Genomic DNA, 18,207 nt, shown 5'->3' on the forward strand with positions numbered 1-18,207 from the left:
AGGCGGCTGGATTTCAGTCGCCTTTTCTTCATTCTTGGAAACTCTTAATTTGCTGTCTTTAAACAGAAAAAGAACTTGGATAAAATCGCTTTATACTAACTTAAGTTTAACTAGTATAAAAAAATAGAGCCATCCTTCTGTAATAGAAGAATGGCTCTACTTTTTTATTGATAGATTTCTTTATATTTCTTATACTCTGCTTCAGAACATAATACAAAATGTCCTGGGCGAATTTCACGCATTGTTGGTGCTTCCTCACCATATTGATGTTGAGATGGATCGTATACGATACGTTTACGATTGCGCTCATAATCTGGATCTGGAAGCGGAATTGCAGATAGTAGTGATTTTGTATATGGATGCATTGGATTCGCATATAACTCTTCACTTGTTGTCAACTCAACGATTTGACCACGGTACATTACACCAATGCGATCACTAATGTATTTTACCATTGATAAATCATGGGCGATGAATAAGTATGTTAAACCTTTTTCTCTTTGTAACTGTTTCAGTAAGTTTACAACTTGCGCCTGAATCGATACGTCAAGTGCTGAGATTGGTTCATCAGCAATGATAAATTCAGGTTCTACAGCTAGCGCACGAGCGATACCGATACGTTGACGTTGTCCGCCTGAGAATTCATGCGGGAAACGGTTTGCGTGCTCTTTATTTAAACCAACTGTATTTAATAATTCATGAACACGGTCCATACGCTCTTTTTTGCCTTTTGCTAGTCCGTGAATATCAATACCTTCTGCAATAATATCCCCTACTGTCATACGAGGATTTAATGATGCATATGGATCTTGGAAAATCATTTGCATTTTACGGTTGAACTTCTTCAGCTCGGCACGTGATTTTTTACCATGTACATTTTCACCATCGAACAACACTTCACCAGCAGTTGCATCATATAAACGAATAATCGTTCTTCCAGTTGTCGATTTACCACAACCTGATTCTCCTACAAGACCAAATGTTTCTCCGCGGTAAATATCAAATGAAATATCATTAACCGCTTTGACAACACCACCACTCACGTCGAAGTGCTGCTTTACATTTTTTACTTCAATTAATTTCTCACGTTGTTTAGTCATGTTGTTCACCTGCTTTCATTTGAAGAATGCGTTTTTCAACGACTGCCGGTGGTTTTACTTCTGGAGCTTGCTCGTGAAGTAACCAAGTTGCCGCATAGTGTGTATCACTTACTTTAAATAAAGGTGGGTCCATTTCAAAATCAATTTTCAATGCCTGCGGGTTACGTGGTGCAAAAGCATCACCCTTTGGCGGTTTTAATAAGTCTGGAGGCGTTCCTGGAATCGCATATAGCTCGTCCTCTGCACCATCTAAGCTTGGCATAGATGCGATTAAGCCCCATGTGTATGGATGTTTTGGATTGTAGAAAATTTCATCAACAGTTCCAATTTCAACAACTTTACCAGCGTACATAACCGCAACTCGGTCTGCAACGTTTGCCACTACACCTAAGTCATGCGTAATGAAAATGATTGCTGCTTCTGTTTTTTGCTGAATGTCCTTCATAAGTTCTAAAATTTGCGCCTGAATTGTAACGTCTAGCGCTGTTGTCGGCTCATCGGCAATTAATAATTTCGGGTTACAAGCTAACGCCATTGCAATAACTACACGCTGTCTCATACCACCTGAGAATTGGTGAGGATATTGTTTTAAGCGCGCTTCTGGATTCGGAATACCTACAAGGTCGATTAATTCTAACGCAACTTTACGTGCATCTGCTTTACTCATCCCTTGGTGTTTAATAAGGCCTTCCATAATTTGATTTCCAATTGTCATCGTTGGGTTTAATGATGTCATTGGATCTTGGAAAATCATCGCAATATCTTTACCGCGTACTTGTTGCATTTCTTTTTCCGTTAGTTTCGTTAAGTCACGACCTTCAAATACGATTTCACCGTTTTTAATACGCCCTGGAGGATTCGGAATTAATCCCATTAACGCTTTAGAAGTAACTGATTTACCAGAACCAGATTCTCCTACAATCGCTAATGTTTCTCCTTTTTTCAAATCAAAAGTAACACCGCGTACAGCTTGTACTTCACCTGCATGTGTATCAAAGGAGACTTGCAAATCTTTTACCTCTAGCAATGTTTTCATTTTTACTTCTCCCCTCTTTTACTTACGCATTTTTGGATCTAACGCGTCGCGTAATCCGTCTGCAATTAAGTTGAATGCTAAGATTAACATACTGATGACAACCGCTGGGATGAACATCATATGTGGATACGTTTGAATTGATTTATAACCATCATTTACAAGAGAACCAAGTGATGCGAATGGTGGCTGAATACCTAGTCCGATGAAGCTTAAGAATGCTTCACCAAATACCGCTGTTGGAATTGTAAACATTGTCATTACGATAATTGGTCCCATTACGTTCGGAATTAAGTGCTTCACAATTAACTGTGTATTCGTTGCCCCTAATGTACGAGATGCTAATACATATTCTTGGTTTTTTAATTTTAGGATCTGTCCACGAACAATCCGCGACATCCCTATCCAACCTGTAATTGCCATCGCAAGTGTAATTGACCAAATACCTGATCCCATAATGATTACCATTAAAATAACGATGATTAAGTATGGAATACCGTTAATAATCTCCATAATACGTTGCATAATATTATCTACTCTGCCGCCATAGAAGGCTGAAATACCTCCATATGCAACCCCAATTACTAAGTCAATCGCTGCTGCTAAAAGAGCGATATATAATGATACTCGTGTACCTTCCCATGTTCTTGTCCATAAATCACGGCCAAGATCATCTGTACCAAACCAGAAGTACTCTTTAATATCACGTTTTTCATATTGGTCAACACCATATTGATCTGTACCGTCAAATGGTAGCCAATGAACATTTTCAATCACTGGAATTTTCGGTGGCATTTTCGCACGACCTAAATCCTGCTCTTTATAAGAATGCTTACTTACCATCGGTCCTAAAATTGCTAGTAGTACAATAAGCATTAATAATACGAAACCAAACATTGCACCTTTATGTTGGAACAAACGTCTTCTTACATCTTGCCAAAACGTTAAGCTTGGACGGGCAATGACTTCATTATCAACATTACTCTGATTGGCTGGTTGAAATAAATCTGGAGATAATTTTTGTACATCTTTCATCATTTTTTCCCTCCCGCTAAACGAATACGAGGATCAATAATTCCGTATAAAATATCGACAATGAAAATAACTAAGATGAAGATCGCACTATAGAAAATTGTAGTTCCCATAATAACTGTATAGTCATTCACTGTAATCGATTTAACGAATTGTTCCCCAAGTCCAGGTACAGCGTAAATTTGCTCAATAACTAGTGTCCCTGTAATTAATCCTGCAACCATTGGTCCTAAAATTGTTACAACTGGAATTAATGCGTTACGCAGTGCGTGCTTGATAATGATAACGCCTTGGCTAATTCCTTTCGCTTTCGCTGTTAAAATGTAGTCTGCTTGCATAACCTCAATTAACTCTGCACGAGCGAAACGTGCGATTGTTGCGATAACTGCCATCGATAAGGCAATTGTAGGCATTACTGTAAACTCCGGTCCTTTCCAGAATGCTACTGGGAACCAACCAAGTTTTACCCCTACAAAATATTGTAGTAATGCGGCGAATACGAATGAGGGTACCGACATCCCGAGTACGGAAATAATTGTCGCCCCATAATCGACCCACGTATTGTTACGAAGCGCCGCAACGATTCCTAAAATTAAACCGATAAATGTTCCTAATATAATCGCTTGTAAACCAAGTTGTGCTGATGGTCCAATACGATCCACAATCATATCTGTTACTGGGCGGTTATCATATTGGAATGATACCCCTAAATCACCTTTTGCTAAGTTACCTAAGTAACGTGCATATTGAACTGGTACTGGATCATTTAATCCATATTTTTCAAGAATGATTTCTTTTTGTGCCGGTGATAGCTTCTCCTGGTTTTTAAGCGGAGAACCCGGTAGTAATTTCATCAAAAAGAAAGTCAGTGTAGTAATTAAAAATAATGTCAAAGCCATGTACACGAAACGTTTTAATACATAACGTCCCATAGTCAAGCACCTCCCCGTTTTTCTCAAAAGCAATAAGATAGTTTGAAATATTCTTACTTTTATTTTTTTAAAATAAGAGCACATGCCCATCATAGGCATATACCCTTATTCATGATGGAAACCATTTTTAGTTTTTGAGTTCAACCCACTTATAGCTAAATTCTCCGCCATATTTATGTTCTAATAGGCCTGTAATTGAACTACGTTGTAAATATGCCTTTCCAGGTTGATATACTGGAGCAATCGCTGCATCTTCAAGCAGTTGTTGTTCTGCTTTTAATAGAGCATCCCAACGAGCTTGTACATCTACTTCTGTTTTGGCTTTCTTAATTAGTTCATCATAAGCTGGATTTGCGTAATTCACTTTATTTTGTGAATTACCTGTTGTATACATTTCAAGGAATGACATTGGGTCCATATAATCTGGACTCCATCCCGCATATGACATCGCATAATCTCCACTTGCTTCAAGTTTTAATTTTTGTGCAAATGGCTGCATTTTTGTTGAAACTGTTAAACCTGGTAAGTTCTTTTCGAATTGTCCTTTTAAATACTCTCCGATTTTTTTTGCATCATCAGTATCAAAGTTTAATAACTCTAACTCTACTTTGTCTACACCAAGTTCTTTTTTACCAGCTTCCCAATATTTTTGAGCTTCTTTAACATCCTCTTTTATAAGCTTTCCGTTCTCTTCACGGAAGTCTTTTCCGTTAGGTCCTTTTGCCAAACCCTTCGGAACAAAACCATACATTCCTTCTGAACCATCGTTTAAGATAACTTTTCCGATGTTTTCACGTTCAAAGGACATCGCAATTGCTTTTCGGATATTTTTATTCGCTAAAAATTTATTTTTTTCATTTAAACGAATGAATTGTGTAGATGGTCTCTTAATTGTTTTAAAATCAGCATCTGATTTGTATTTATCTACAAACTCTGATGTTAATACTACACGATCAATTGCTTTTGTTTCATATAAATTTATAGCCGTTGAACGATCCTTAACAATATTGAAGTTTATTTCCTCAAGTTTTACTTCTTTATTTTCCCAATACGTCGGGTTCTTCGTCAATTTGAAACTTTGTTCATGCTTCCATTCATTTAAAACGAATGGACCATTGTAAAGTGTCGTATTGGATTCTAATCCGAATTTATCTCCTTGTTCTTTTACAAACTTCTCATTCAAAGGATAAAATGTTGGATAGACTGTTAAACTTACAAAATAAGGAACAGGGTTGTCTAATTCCACTTCAAATGTGTGATCATCAATGGCCTTTACACCAAGTTCTTCAACTGGTAACTCTTTTTTGTTAATTTTCTCCGCATTTTTAACATCAAATAGTATGTAAGCAAACTTGGCACCCGTATTTGAATCTATAGCTCTTCTCCAAGAATAAACAAAGTCTTTAGCTGTTACAGGTTCACCATTCGACCATTTCGCATCTTCACGTAATTTAAATACATACTTTTTACCATCTTCTGATTTCTCATAAGATTTAGCGACTCCCGGAACAAGTTTATCGTCTTTCCCCAGACGATACAATCCTTCCATTGTGTTATTCATGATGTTAGAAGATGCTGCATCCGTTGATAACGTCGTATCCATTGTTGGTATCTCAGCAGTTTCTGTTAGATTCAATACTTGCTTATTTGAAGTACTGGATCCTTTCGCGCTTGCCTTATTATCATCTTTTTGATAACTACAGGCTCCTAGCACACTTACTGTCAACGTCGATGCAAGCAATAGCGGTATCTTTTTCTTCATGTTGTATTGCCTCCCCTAATTGCACTTCCTGTACCCTCACTTGTAGAAAAACAGAATTGAAAGAATAATCTCCAAGTTTCTACAATTTTCATTATACATATAATATGACGATTGTGAATATAGTTTTTTGTTTTTTTGTTAAAATTTTTAATAAAATGTTTATATTTTTAATTTTTTGTAAAGGGATACGGTAACATTGCTACCATCATCTTGAAATTAGAACCTCAATTGCGTATAATTTTCAAAAAATTATTTATATTACTTATTATAACTTTTATAGTATAATAATTCTAGTAATATTTTGACGGAGGGGAATATTTTGAATAAAGTTTTTTTTCATACTTGTATACTATTTTTGGTTGCGATAATCGCTTCTAGTGTGGGCGCATTCCTCGTTTCATCTCATTTTTTGTTGAATTTTGTCAACATCTCATTCTATATTGCATTGTTTTTTATTCTTATAGGTGGTTTTTTATTCATATTTCAAAACGGATTTTTTAACGTAACAATTTACGCATTCCAAAGAGTATTTGGTACGAATAAAAAAATTGACTCTTTAATTGAAGAAGCAGAGGAACCTATCGATAAGAAAGAACGTATTTATAAAACATATTCATTCAAATGGACGTATCCGATTTGTATTACCGGTATCGTACTTGGGTTGTTCTCGGTCCTCATTAGCTTTACTATTTTGATGTAGTTTGCAAACACTATTCCATATGTTATAATAATCAGCAAAACATTTTGTTATAAAACTTTAGTCCTTTCATATAAAAGGGCTCAGTTAACAATAAATAAATTTATATGTATGCGATGATAAAGAAGAGTACATATTGGGGCAATTTCAGAGAGCTTGTGGCTGGTGTGAACAAGTAATTGTACAGTATGGAATGGGCTTTTGAGCACCAAACCGAACCGAAAGTAGTAGGCTTTGGCGTTATATCCAGACGTTATTATGGATCTTGAGAGATTTCACAGCTGTGAAATAATTAGGGTGGTACCGCGGTCCATTCGTCCCTATGTAATTTGGGATGAATGGGCTTTTTTGTATGCCTTCTCTTCCCCATCGCACATTCAATTTTAGGAGGAATTACTTATGTCAGTTATCTTTTCTGGTATTCAGCCAAGCGGAACAATTACACTTGGAAACTATTTAGGAGCTATGAAGCAATTTACAGAGCTTCAAAATGAACACGACTGTTATTTCTGTATTGTAAACCAACATGCGATTACAGTACCTCAAGATCCCGTACAACTTCGTAAAAACATTCGCAGTCTTGCTGCACTTTATGTAGCATGTGGCATCGATCCTGAAAAAGCTACTTTATTTGTACAATCAGAAGTACCAGCACACGCTCAACTAGGATGGATTATGCAATCAGTTGCTTACGTTGGAGAATTAGAGCGTATGACGCAATATAAAGATAAATCTTCTGGTAGAGATTCAGTTCCAGCTGGATTACTAACGTATCCACCATTAATGGCTGCTGATATTTTACTTTATAACACTGAAATCGTACCTGTTGGTGATGATCAAAAACAACATATGGAATTAACACGCGACCTAGCAGAGCGTTTCAACAAACGCTTCCGTGAAGTGTTCACTGTTCCTGAAATTCGTATTCCAAAAGTAGGAGCTCGCGTTATGTCATTAACAGAACCTACGAAAAAAATGAGTAAATCTGATCCGAATCCAAAAGCAATGATCAGTATGCTTGATGAACCAAAAACAATTGAAAAGAAAATTAAAAGTGCTGTAACTGATTCTGAAGGTATCGTGAAATTTGATAAAGAAAACAAACCTGGAATCTCTAACTTATTAACAATCTACTCTTCATTCTCTGGAAAAACAGTTGAAGAAATAGAAGCAATGTACGAAGGAAAAGGATACGGAGACTTCAAAGGCGACCTAGCACAAGTAGTCGTAGAAGCAATTCGTCCAATCCAAGACAAATATAACGAACTAATCAACTCACCAGAACTAGACGAAATTCTAGACAAAGGTGCCGAAAAAGCGAACCGCGTTGCATTCAAACAACTACGCAAAGTAGAAAACGCAATGGGATTAAGTAGAAAGCGTAGGTAACACATAAAGCGGAAGCGGCTCGTTCAGCTCTGACTGGCTAAGGTTCTTTCGCATAAAAGGCGCTTTTTTCCTTCTTATGCGGAAGGTTCTTAGACACGAAGAGCTTGCCGCTGGAGCTGGATTTCATAAAAGGCGGAAGCGGCTCGCTTAGAATGTGAGGGGGATGGAGCTCCTGACGTAGAGGCGGGTTTTGCCTCGCAGGAAGGCGCGAAGCCACCGAACATTCTTGTCACCTCCATAAAAAAAACCGCCAATTGGCGGTTTTTTTAATTTACCTTCTGCTCATTTTCCATTTCCCATAACTTTTCAAAAAACGGCTGTCCTTTTACAAGGCGCTCACATAATTGCTCGTGCTTCTCAGACCATCCAGTTTTCGCTTCATCATAAAGTTTAGCCCAAACATCTTCAAACTCCATATGTTGGACCATTCCGTACGCTGATGGATCCCACTCTGTGAACCAATAGCGAATTTCAGCTGGATTTTTCGTTGTATGTAATTGATCTAATGCCATAAATAATAATTGTTTTAACTGTCTTTCTTTACGAGTTAGGCCGTTCATAATGAAAGGCGACGGCGATAAAATATGATGTTCTTTTTCAATCTCTTCCACTTGGAACTCATACTTTTCTGCTTGCACATTCTCTACCATCTCATATACCATCTGTTCTTGACGCGGTATAAGCCTACTTTTTCTAATTGGCACATTATAGCCGATTGAATCAATCGCAATAATTCCTTTTCCATCTGTAACTACAAAACAATATTCTTGTTGCAAGCGTTCGTGATTTTTACGAATATAAGCCTTATGATATACGTCTTCCAATAATTTTTGCGGAAGCTCTAATAATTCGTTCTCGATGTAATGATATAATGTGGCATCTACTTTTAATAATGGCACTTGATCTAATAGCTCAATCGTATCATCTTTCCGCCATTCGTAAAAATGACAAACGTTATACCCATTCTCTTCACCTTCAAACCAATTTACCCATACATCATGTAGATATAACATTCACTACCCCTCACTTCACTACTGTTTGTACCAATCATTATGTTCATTTTTGCTTAACTTTATTCCACTTGAGGAAATATATTCTAATTATTATTTTTTCTTCTATAATATAAAAAAACAGGAGATAGCTCCCCTGTTTTTCATGAAACATGAAATGTATTTGCTTTATTCAATATTTCTTTCGCATCTATAGATAATAAAGAAAGTGTATTTTCTCCTTCAAATGCTACACAATCTTTCACAATATGAAATCCAAGTGCATAGCCAAGCATTTTCGGATACGAGTGCAGTCCATTTAATAAAACATCATGCTCCCTCGTACCTCTCTTTACGCCTATTCGTTCTTGTATTGAATTCCTCCAATAATAAATAGCATCTTCTTTTGAAATGTAAGTAGTCCACGGTGCACATCTTTTTTCTGTATACCTTTCATACACAGCTTGCTCAGCTAACCCTTCCATAATCATCGTATCAAGTAATGTATACTCTGTTTCTTTCGTCTCAATTTGATGTAACCTACATATATGATGGTATTCATGCGTTAATAAAGCTTTTAGTTCCTCTACTGAATTACGTCCACATACGAATAAGAAAATAACGTGACGCATAGATAAACCAGCCTTCCCGTTATATTCCTCTTGTACCGTTCGATTATATGAATCTGATAATAAAATAAAGATAGGGACATCTGGACCTTTTAGCCAACTTTTCAATTTTTCATACTCCATGCTAAGTTCTTTCCAAATTTCTTTCTTCTCTAACTCTTTAATTTCCTGCTCCCCCCGCATTACTGGGCGATACATACCTTTAGAGATTAAAAAACGATACAGCCTCTCTTTTGGCAATGGAATATACTTTGTAAATTTCTCACAAAGCTTTTCTGGGCGTCCATAATACAGATGTAACCATTCTGCCGTTTCAACAACCCCCACCCTTCATCCCTCCTTTTCTTATGTATATGCAAAAAAAGAAAGGAACGTAAAGGTGATAAAAAATAAATAAGGTGTCTTTTCGTAGTACTTTACGAAAAGACACCTTATTGTACATATTACTTATATGCTTTAAATACTAATACTGCGTTATGACCACCGAATCCTAATGAATTACTTAATACAGCCCGCACTTCTTGATGTCTCGCTGTATTTGGTACGTAATCTAAATCACATTCTGGATCTGGTGTTTCATAGTTAATCGTCGGAGGAATTACTCCGTCTGTAATTGATTTAATAGAGAAGATCGCTTCAACAGCACCAGCTGCTCCTAATAAATGACCTGTCATTGATTTCGTTGAACTAATCGCTACTTTATATGCATGCTCACCGAAAGTTTCTTTAATTGCCATCGTTTCATACTTTTCATTTGCATCTGTACTTGTACCATGTGCATTAATGTAATCAATATCTTCTGGCTCTAGACCTGCATCAGCTAAAGCTTGACGCATCGCACGAACTCCGCCTTCACCGCCAGGAGCAGGCATTGTAATATGGAACGCATCACCAGTTGCACCATAACCAGCAATTTCCGCATAAATGTGAGCACCACGTGCTAATGCGTGCTCTAATTCTTCAAGAATAAGAATTCCTGATCCTTCACCCATTACGAAACCGCTACGATTTTTATCAAATGGGCGGCAAGCCGTTGCTGGATCTTCATTGAATGTTAATGCTTTCGCTGAACTAAACCCAGCGAATGCCATGCTTGTTAACGGCGCTTCTGCTCCGCCTGTTATCATCGCATCAGCATCACCGCGCTGAATTACTTTAAACGCATCACCAATTGAGTTTGCTCCAGATGCACAAGCTGTTACAGAGCAAGTATTAATCCCTTTCGCTCCTGTAGCAATCGATACTTGACCTGCTGCCATATCTGGAATCATCATTGGTACGAAGAATGGGCTCACGCGGCGCGGACCTTTTTCAGTAAAAATCTTAAATTGTTCTTCGTATGTTTCCATACCACCAATACCAGAACCAACCCACACACCAATGCGTGGTGCATTTTCTTCTGTAATTTCAAGCTTCGCATCTGCAACTGCCATTTTCGCTGCTGCTACTGCATATTGCGTAAAGCGGTCCATACGGCGCGCTTCTTTTTTATCTATATATTTTTCGACTTCAAAGTCGTTAATTTCTGCTGCTACTTTTGCAGGAATTTGTTCTGAATCTATTCTTGTAAGTCGTCCGATTCCGGATACACCGTTTTTAATGTTTTCCCAAGCTGTTTCAACATCTGTGCCGATCGGTGTAACAGCTCCTAGCCCTGTAATTACGACCCTCTTTTTTTCCATACAAAATACACTCCTTTTTTTCTCTCAGTCCTTATTTACCCCAACGAAGAGCTACTGCTCCCCATGTTAACCCGCCGCCAAAACCGACTAGTATAATTAAATCACCATCTTGAATACGTCCATTTTGCAATTCCTCTACCATTGCAATTGGAATTGAAGAAGCCGATGTATTACCGAACTTTTCAATTGTCATACTCATTTTTTCTTTCGGTAAATTTAATCTTTCTCTTGCAGATTCCATAATACGAATATTCGCTTGATGTGGTACTAAGAAGTCCACATCTTCTTTCGTAAGTCCCGCTTTTTCTAACACGCGAAGACAGGAATCACCAAGTTGGCGAACAGCAAATTTAAAGACTTCTCTGCCGTTCATCATAACATACTCGTCTTGATAAAGATGCTTACCGCCACTTCCGTCCGCTCCTAATTCAAAGGAAAGTACACCTTTTCCTTCCGAAACAGCTCCCATTACGATAGCACCTGCTCCGTCCCCAAATAGTACGGCTGTATTTCGATCGTTCCAGTCTACAATTTTAGATAGTTTGTCACTACCAACTACTAATACATTTTTATAAGTTCCCGTTTGAATAAATTGCTGCGCTGTAATCATTCCGTACATAAAGCCAGCACATGCTGCACTTAAATCCATTGCGGCTGCGTGTTTTGCGCCAATTGCTTCTTGGATTACACAAGCTACTGCTGGGAATGCGCGATCTGGCGTTACTGTTGCCACTAAAATAAGATCGATATCCTCTCCGCTAATCCCGGCATCTTCAAGTGCTTTTTTAGAAGCCTCTACCGCCATATATGAAGTATCTATTGTATCATCGGCAATGCGTCTTTCTGCAATTCCCGTTCTCGTACGAATCCATTCATCAGATGTATCTACGATTTTCTCTAAATCGTGATTTGTGACTACTTTTTCTGGCACATATCTTCCGATCCCTAAAATGCCCACGTTCACATCGCAGCCCTCCGTTTTATATCAATTATTATGACTTGGTACTAATTTTAAAACATAAATGTACTTTTGTCTAGAATATATTTCAGCTAAAAAAATAAGACAGCGTATTACTAACTTTATTTTTCATTAAAAGAAACAGAAAAATCCCTATCCTTTCAAAAGATAAACTTCCCAATACTTTTGACCTTACTCCGCTCGAAACAAAAAAAAGCCCTTACCGCTTCTATCCACAGCTCGAGCCTCTCTCCCATCAAAAAAGAAGGGGTTGGTTTTATTCTTTATCTGCTTTCCCTTCAAAATTAGAGCATTCTCCTCACAACCTCCTCCCTTAACTACCTCATCCCTCTGGTTTCACTCCGCTCGAAACAAAAAAAGGCCCCAACCGCTTCTATCCACGGCTCGAGCCTCTCTCCCATCAAAAAAGAAGGGTTTGGTTTCATTCTTTATCTGCTTTCCCAAGCTCATATGCTTCGCCCATTACTTTCATCAATAGCTCTAACACCGGCTGTGCTTTCTCCATATCAAGTGCAATTCCATTAGAATCTAAAATTGCCTTTGCTTCTGGTAAATGCTTCATTGCGATTTGTAAAAATTGCATACTTTTTTCGTTCATGTAATCTCTTCCTCTCCATTAAAGCTTTTCAATCAATTATCCATACAATAGTGTAACACGCGCGCTACCCTTCGTATAACTCTTTATATTTTTTCATATGTGCCAATTGTTTATTTAAACCGAATTCTACTGGTGTATTTTTTTGAATAGAAATAACCTCTACAGCTTCATCTCTTACTTCCACATTTTTGTTATTTACTTTATCATCTGCATGTAAAAGACTCATACCTTTTTCCCATAACTCTTCTTTTCCACTAAGTAAATTATATATACCGAGGTGTTTTACATTCATTCCATTTTCCCATAAATATTCACATACATCTTCAACGTAAAGTAAATCACTTCCTTTTTCTCCATTTATACAACGGCACTCTTTTTCATCAAGTTCTGATAAAATAAGCTGGTGATACATCATAAACGACGGTTGCCACGGCCCATATAATGTAGGAACTCGATATACACTATATTGTAATTCGCCTTTTTTCAACCCTTCTTCCACTTTCGAAAATAGATGTTTGTTTTCGGATTCTTCAGTGCTTCCTATTTCAATAGAAGAAATTAGATTTAACTTTACTTTATTTTTTTCACACATCCTTACGATTCGTTTTAAATATTGTAATATGACCCTTTCATTCCGAAATCCACTTTGCTGATTCGGCTCATACAAGCAAAAATAAACTGTATCGAAACTCTCTTCCTCTACCGATCGCCATCCGTCTTCATCCCTTATAGAATAGTACGTAAATAACGCATTCCGCCCAATCAACAATAATTTCTCTTCATTAATTTTTGTCATACTATCAAATTCATCAAAATCAAGACCATATACTTCTACTTCTTCTGCAATCATTTTATTCACAAGGTGATAACCTACAAACGTAAGTGCACCTATAATCAGCACGCGTTTCATACCACCAACCCTTTCCCCTTGAAACAAATAGCTCCTCATTTATGTATATGGGAGCTTCACAATTCTTCTTCATATTTTTTAAAGAAATCAGTCGTTTGTCTAACCATTTTATATTTCACATCTTGCAGATGGAATAAAACAGAAGTATCGCATTGATTGAATTGCCTCATTTTCTCGTATTTACGTAACAATTGTTTTCTTCCTCTTTTTTCCTGTGTTGAAACAAAAACTTTAACAGGTACACAAGATGGCAGAAGCGCAAATGATTTCTTATTTATTTTTGATTCTAATTCTTCTTCTTTGGAATCATACGCCAAACTTAATTCCTTCACTAATCTTTTGTAAAAAAACTTATGCTCTTTCTCAAAATCCACATATTCTGGTAAATCTAAACACGGATTTAACATAACGACAGAACGTATACATTCAGGGTATTTGTTCATCATCTCCAGTGCTACAAGCGCTCCCATACCATCTGCCATAATGTGCATTTTCGCATTCAATGTCTCTTTTCTTAGAACGACATCATACAAACGTTTTGCAAGACGAACAGCTCGATCGTTCCCCCAATGCCTTCCGTATAAGTTAGATGAAAAGACCGTATAGCCTTTTTCAATAAGGCCCTGTAAAAAATAAGCTCTCCCTGCATGCTGTGTCCATAAACTTGTACCATTCTCAATAAAATAGTTATAATCTCCTAGGAGCATAACAGAAAATCCATTTGGCTTTTCCGGTAAATAAATTACACATGGTTCTTTTTCTAAGTAAAAAAAACGTTCCGTAATACTCATTTTTCCCCCGCCTTATTTTCTAAACGTATAAAAGTACTCTTTTATAATGTATGAACAGAATGCAAATTTGCGTTGAAAAATCTACAAATATTTTTCTATATTCTTTTTTCAATTGTGTTACAATAAGGACAGATTGAACGAATAGAGGTGTAAAATATGCGTTTCATTTGGGCATTAATTTGGTCGTTCGCGCTTGTACATATGATGAGCTACGTAATCGGCTCTATGACTGGCGGTACATACGATTTTAACCAAGCGTCTATTTTCTCAGTTGTTCTTGCGGTATTAGTATTAGCGATTGCAGCTGCGATTCCAAACGAGCCAGTAGAACAACACTAAAAAGAGTCCGGATTTTATCCGAACTCTTTTTTTACTTTACATGAACGACTAATTCGTTATTTTCTACATCAACCACTACATGACTATTGTCCGTAATCGTTCCTGCAATTAATTCTCTCGCTAATTTCGTTTCAACTTGACGCTGTACGTATCGTTTTAACGGACGAGCTCCGTACATCGGATCGAATCCAGCTTCTACAACAAATTCTTTTGCAGATTCCGTCAATTCTAATGATATGTGGCGATCTGCTAAACGCCCTTGTAATTCTTGTACAATCTTATCAACAATACCTTTAATTTCATTCCTTGTAAGAGGTTTGAATAAAATAATTTCATCGACACGGTTTAAGAATTCTGGTCGGAAATGTCCTCTTAATTGTCCCATTACAAGTTCTCTTGACTCTTCTTTAATAGAACCGTCTTCTTCTAGCCCTTCTAATAAGTGAGCAGATCCAATATTTGAAGTCATAATAATAACCGTATTTTTAAAGTCTACTGTACGTCCTTGTGAATCTGTAATGCGGCCATCGTCTAACATTTGTAATAAAATGTTGAATACTTCTGGATGTGCTTTTTCGATTTCATCTAACAAAATAACAGAATATGGTTTACGTCTTACTGCTTCTGTTAATTGTCCACCTTCTTCATATCCAACATATCCAGGAGGCGCTCCAATTAAGCGTGACACTGCGTGTTTCTCCATATACTCAGACATATCGATACGAATCATTTGCTCTTCACTGTCAAATAACGTTTGTGCTAGCGTTTTTGCAAGCTCAGTTTTACCAACACCTGTAGGGCCTAAGAAAATGAATGAACCAATTGGACGATTCGGATCTTTAATGCCAGCGCGAGCACGAAGAACTGCGTCTGATACAAGGCTTACCGCTTCCTCTTGACCGATAACACGCTCTGATAAAATTTGTTCAAGACGTAATAATTTCTCACGTTCACCTTCAACGAGTTTTGCGACAGGAATACCAGTCCACCTTGAAACAATGTCTGCAATTTCTTCTTCACTTACTTCCTCGCGTAATAAACGATTCTCTTGTTTATTATGTGCACCCATCTCTTCCGCTTCTTTTAACTCTTTTTCGATAGCTGGAATTTTCCCGTGTCGAAGCTCAGCTGCTTTATTTAAATCGTAATTTCCTTCTGCTTCTTCTAATGCACGGCGCAAACGCTCTAAATGTTCGCGTAAGTCACGCACTTTATGAATGTCTTCTTTTTCTTTCTCCCATTTCGCTCTCATACTACTTGCAACTTCTTTTAAATCCGATAATTCACGTTGCAATGTTTTTAGGCGCTCTTGACTACCTAAGTCCTTTTCTTTCCCAAGAGCTGCTTCTTCAATTTCCAGCTGCATAATGCGGCGCGTTACTTCATCTAATTCTGTTGGCATAGAATCAATTTCTGTTCGAATTGTTGCACAAGCTTCATCAACAAGATCAATTGCTTTATCGGGCAAAAAACGATCTGAAATATATCGATCTGATAAAACAGATGCTGCTACAATCGCGCGGTCATGAATATTTACACCGTGATAAATTTCAAAACGCTCTTTTAAACCACGTAAAATGGAAATTGTATCCTCAACAGTTGGCTCTTCTGCTAATACTTGTTGGAAACGTCTTTCTAATGCTGGATCTTTCTCAATATATTTACGGTATTCATCTAATGTCGTTGCCCCGATACAATGCAGTTCACCACGCGCTAGCATCGGTTTTAACATATTTCCTGCATCCATCGCTCCTTCTGTTTTACCAGCGCCGACGATTGTATGAAGTTCATCAATGAATAATAAAATGCGACCTTCACTCTTTTTAATTTCATTTAATACAGCTTGCAGACGCTCTTCAAACTCACCGCGGAATTTTGCTCCGGCCACAAGTGCACTCATATCTAAAGCGAAAATTGTTCTATCTTTTAATCCTTCTGGGACATCTTTTTTTACAATACGCTGTGCTAATCCTTCAACGATTGCTGTTTTACCAACACCTGGTTCCCCGATTAAAACAGGGTTATTTTTCGTTTTACGTGAAAGAATACGGATCACACGGCGAATTTCACTATCTCGGCCGATTACAGGATCAATTTTCCCTGCTCTTACTTCCGCCACTAAATCACGGCCATATTTTTCTAACGCTTCATAAGTTGCTTCTGGATTTTGACTAGTCACTCTCTGATTCCCCCGAACTGTCATTAAAGACTGTAATAAGTTATCTTTCGTAATATGAAATTTTGTAAATAATTGATTTATAGCGCCTTTTTCTTCAGAAAAAGCAAGTAATACATGTTCGACTGAAATGTAGTCATCTTGCAATTTCTCCGCTTCTTTTCCTGCTCTTACAAGCAGTTGTTGCAAAGCACCTGTTACATATAATTTCCCTGCCTCTGCCCCACTTCCCGTTACAGAAGGCTTTTTCTTAATTAAACTTTCTACACCTTGCTTTAACGCTTCTATATCGACATTCATTTTTTGAAAAATACGTACCGTTAATCCGTCTTGTTGCTCTAATAACGTAAGCAATAGATGAACAGTATCTACTTCTTGATGATGATGAGATACCGCTAAAGATTGAGCACTCATAATCGCTTCCTGTGTTTTCGTTGTCATTTGATTTAAGTCCATCTTTACAGCCCTCCAAATGTTTGACTTTCTTTGACCTTTGATTTGATTATACGCCAACTGACTTTTTTATACAATAATTTTGCTTATGTAGTTCAAACTTATTATTGGAAAAAGAAAAAAGTAACATTCATTTTCCTAATCAAAAAAGCCGCAATAACGATTGCGGCTTCTGTTACGGTTTTCTTTTATATGTCCACTGACGGTTATGATTTGCGTTCTCTGGAAACTTTTCACCGGCAGTTAATTGTACCATTTGCGGATTTTTCACCATACTTCCCGTTTCACCAATTTCTACGTAAATGCCATCATTTGGCGCTTTTTGCCCTGAACGAAACCTGCGATTTTGTCCCATTTCCATTCTCCTTCCATGACGTCTTGCCTCATTAGTATATCCATTTTAAAAGAAAGCCTTTCTGTCATGTTTAGGAAACAAGTACTACCGTTTACCCATGTACATATATATAATTACACAAGCTTAAGCAGGAATTATTGGCATATTTGTTGAAAAAAAAGAAACCAACCTACTTTAGGCCAGTTTCAAAGGAGAGTCAAACATATACGAGAAGATTACATGTTCATTATAAGTCGCATCATTCAAACAATGTAACCCTTTTCACAAATTGTACATAATGAAAGAAACATTGTTTGAACTTTCTAAAAAGATATTGACTTTTCCTAATTTCCAACGAGAAATAGTAGACACCACAGCGCTT

At 37.3% G+C, this 18,207-nt stretch carries 17 protein-coding genes and 1 other annotated feature; of the genes, 3 read left to right on the plus strand and 14 right to left on the minus strand.

Going from position 1 to position 18,207, the window contains the following annotated elements:
- Positions 1 to 164: 164 nt before the first annotated feature.
- The 5 genes from JFT89_RS08095 to JFT89_RS08115 form a co-directional block, all read right to left on the minus strand.
- Positions 165 to 1,100: an ABC transporter ATP-binding protein gene (locus JFT89_RS08095; protein ID WP_002086978.1), complete on the minus strand. Its 936-nt coding sequence runs from the start codon at positions 1,098 to 1,100 to the stop codon at positions 165 to 167.
- Entirely contained in the window at positions 1,093 to 2,136 is a 1,044-nt protein-coding gene (locus JFT89_RS08100; RefSeq protein ID WP_002011337.1) for an ABC transporter ATP-binding protein, read from the minus strand. Before JFT89_RS08100 ends, JFT89_RS08095 begins: the two co-directional genes overlap by 8 nt.
- 18 nt (positions 2,137 to 2,154) lie before the next feature.
- A complete protein-coding gene (gene opp3C, locus JFT89_RS08105) occupies positions 2,155 to 3,171 on the minus strand; it encodes an oligopeptide ABC transporter permease (RefSeq protein WP_002086981.1) in 1,017 nt (338 codons plus the stop codon).
- A complete protein-coding gene (gene opp3b / locus JFT89_RS08110) occupies positions 3,168 to 4,097 on the minus strand; it encodes an oligopeptide ABC transporter permease (protein ID WP_000534165.1) in 930 nt (309 codons plus the stop codon). Before opp3b ends, opp3C begins: the two co-directional genes overlap by 4 nt.
- 127 nt (positions 4,098 to 4,224) lie before the next feature.
- Positions 4,225 to 5,859, minus strand: a complete 1,635-nt coding sequence (locus JFT89_RS08115; protein ID WP_201039741.1) for a peptide ABC transporter substrate-binding protein — start codon at positions 5,857 to 5,859, stop codon at positions 4,225 to 4,227.
- 319 nt (positions 5,860 to 6,178) lie between these two features.
- On the opposite strand from JFT89_RS08115, the gene JFT89_RS08120 reads away from it, so the two are divergent.
- Positions 6,179 to 6,559 (plus strand): DUF3899 domain-containing protein, encoded by a 381-nt coding sequence (locus JFT89_RS08120; RefSeq protein WP_201039742.1) that lies wholly within the window; start codon positions 6,179 to 6,181, stop codon positions 6,557 to 6,559.
- A 104-nt stretch (positions 6,560 to 6,663) separates the two neighbouring features.
- Positions 6,664 to 6,881, plus strand: a binding site (T-box leader).
- 74 nt (positions 6,882 to 6,955) lie between these two features.
- Positions 6,956 to 7,945 (plus strand): tryptophan--tRNA ligase, encoded by a 990-nt coding sequence (gene trpS, locus JFT89_RS08125; protein ID WP_000110999.1) that lies wholly within the window; start codon positions 6,956 to 6,958, stop codon positions 7,943 to 7,945.
- Positions 7,946 to 8,211: 266 nt separating this feature from the next.
- On the opposite strand, the gene JFT89_RS08130 is transcribed toward trpS, so the two are convergent.
- The 7 genes from JFT89_RS08130 to JFT89_RS08160 form a co-directional block, all read right to left on the minus strand.
- Positions 8,212 to 8,958 carry a YjbA family protein gene (locus JFT89_RS08130; RefSeq protein WP_002030367.1) on the minus strand — a complete coding sequence of 249 codons (747 nt, stop codon included), beginning with the start codon at positions 8,956 to 8,958 and terminating at the stop codon, positions 8,212 to 8,214.
- 140 nt (positions 8,959 to 9,098) lie between these two features.
- Positions 9,099 to 9,890 (minus strand): DUF2268 domain-containing putative Zn-dependent protease, encoded by a 792-nt coding sequence (locus JFT89_RS08135; protein ID WP_002064238.1) that lies wholly within the window; start codon positions 9,888 to 9,890, stop codon positions 9,099 to 9,101.
- Between the two features lie 116 nt (positions 9,891 to 10,006).
- Positions 10,007 to 11,245 (minus strand): beta-ketoacyl-ACP synthase II, encoded by a 1,239-nt coding sequence (gene fabF, locus JFT89_RS08140; protein WP_002011323.1) that lies wholly within the window; start codon positions 11,243 to 11,245, stop codon positions 10,007 to 10,009.
- Positions 11,246 to 11,276: 31 nt separating this feature from the next.
- Positions 11,277 to 12,209, minus strand: a complete 933-nt coding sequence (fabH, locus tag JFT89_RS08145) for a beta-ketoacyl-ACP synthase III (protein ID WP_001100550.1) — start codon at positions 12,207 to 12,209, stop codon at positions 11,277 to 11,279.
- A 436-nt stretch (positions 12,210 to 12,645) separates the two neighbouring features.
- Positions 12,646 to 12,822, minus strand: a complete 177-nt coding sequence (locus tag JFT89_RS08150; RefSeq protein ID WP_002011319.1) for a ComZ family protein — start codon at positions 12,820 to 12,822, stop codon at positions 12,646 to 12,648.
- Positions 12,823 to 12,886: 64 nt separating this feature from the next.
- Complete coding sequence (locus tag JFT89_RS08155; protein ID WP_016094551.1) at positions 12,887 to 13,759, minus strand: NAD-dependent epimerase/dehydratase family protein; 873 nt, start codon at positions 13,757 to 13,759, stop codon at positions 12,887 to 12,889.
- 29 nt (positions 13,760 to 13,788) lie between these two features.
- Positions 13,789 to 14,523, minus strand: coding sequence for a lipase family protein (locus JFT89_RS08160; RefSeq protein ID WP_002030268.1), 735 nt, complete (start codon positions 14,521 to 14,523; stop codon positions 13,789 to 13,791).
- Positions 14,524 to 14,679: 156 nt separating this feature from the next.
- On the opposite strand from JFT89_RS08160, the gene JFT89_RS08165 reads away from it, so the two are divergent.
- Positions 14,680 to 14,862: a YjzD family protein gene (locus JFT89_RS08165; RefSeq protein WP_001211111.1), complete on the plus strand. Its 183-nt coding sequence runs from the start codon at positions 14,680 to 14,682 to the stop codon at positions 14,860 to 14,862.
- Positions 14,863 to 14,893: 31 nt separating this feature from the next.
- Here JFT89_RS08165 and clpB read toward each other — a convergent pair whose 3' ends face one another.
- Together clpB and JFT89_RS08175 are read right to left on the minus strand one after the other, a co-directional pair.
- Positions 14,894 to 17,494, minus strand: coding sequence for an ATP-dependent chaperone ClpB (clpB, locus tag JFT89_RS08170; protein WP_002064234.1), 2,601 nt, complete (start codon positions 17,492 to 17,494; stop codon positions 14,894 to 14,896).
- Between the two features lie 172 nt (positions 17,495 to 17,666).
- A complete protein-coding gene (locus tag JFT89_RS08175) occupies positions 17,667 to 17,846 on the minus strand; it encodes a YjzC family protein (RefSeq protein WP_002086997.1) in 180 nt (59 codons plus the stop codon).
- Positions 17,847 to 18,207 lie beyond the last annotated feature (361 nt).

The sequence above is a fragment of the Bacillus sp. TH25 genome (assembly GCF_016650935.1).
Taxonomy (GTDB): Bacteria; Bacillota; Bacilli; order Bacillales; family Bacillaceae_G; genus Bacillus_A; species Bacillus_A mycoides.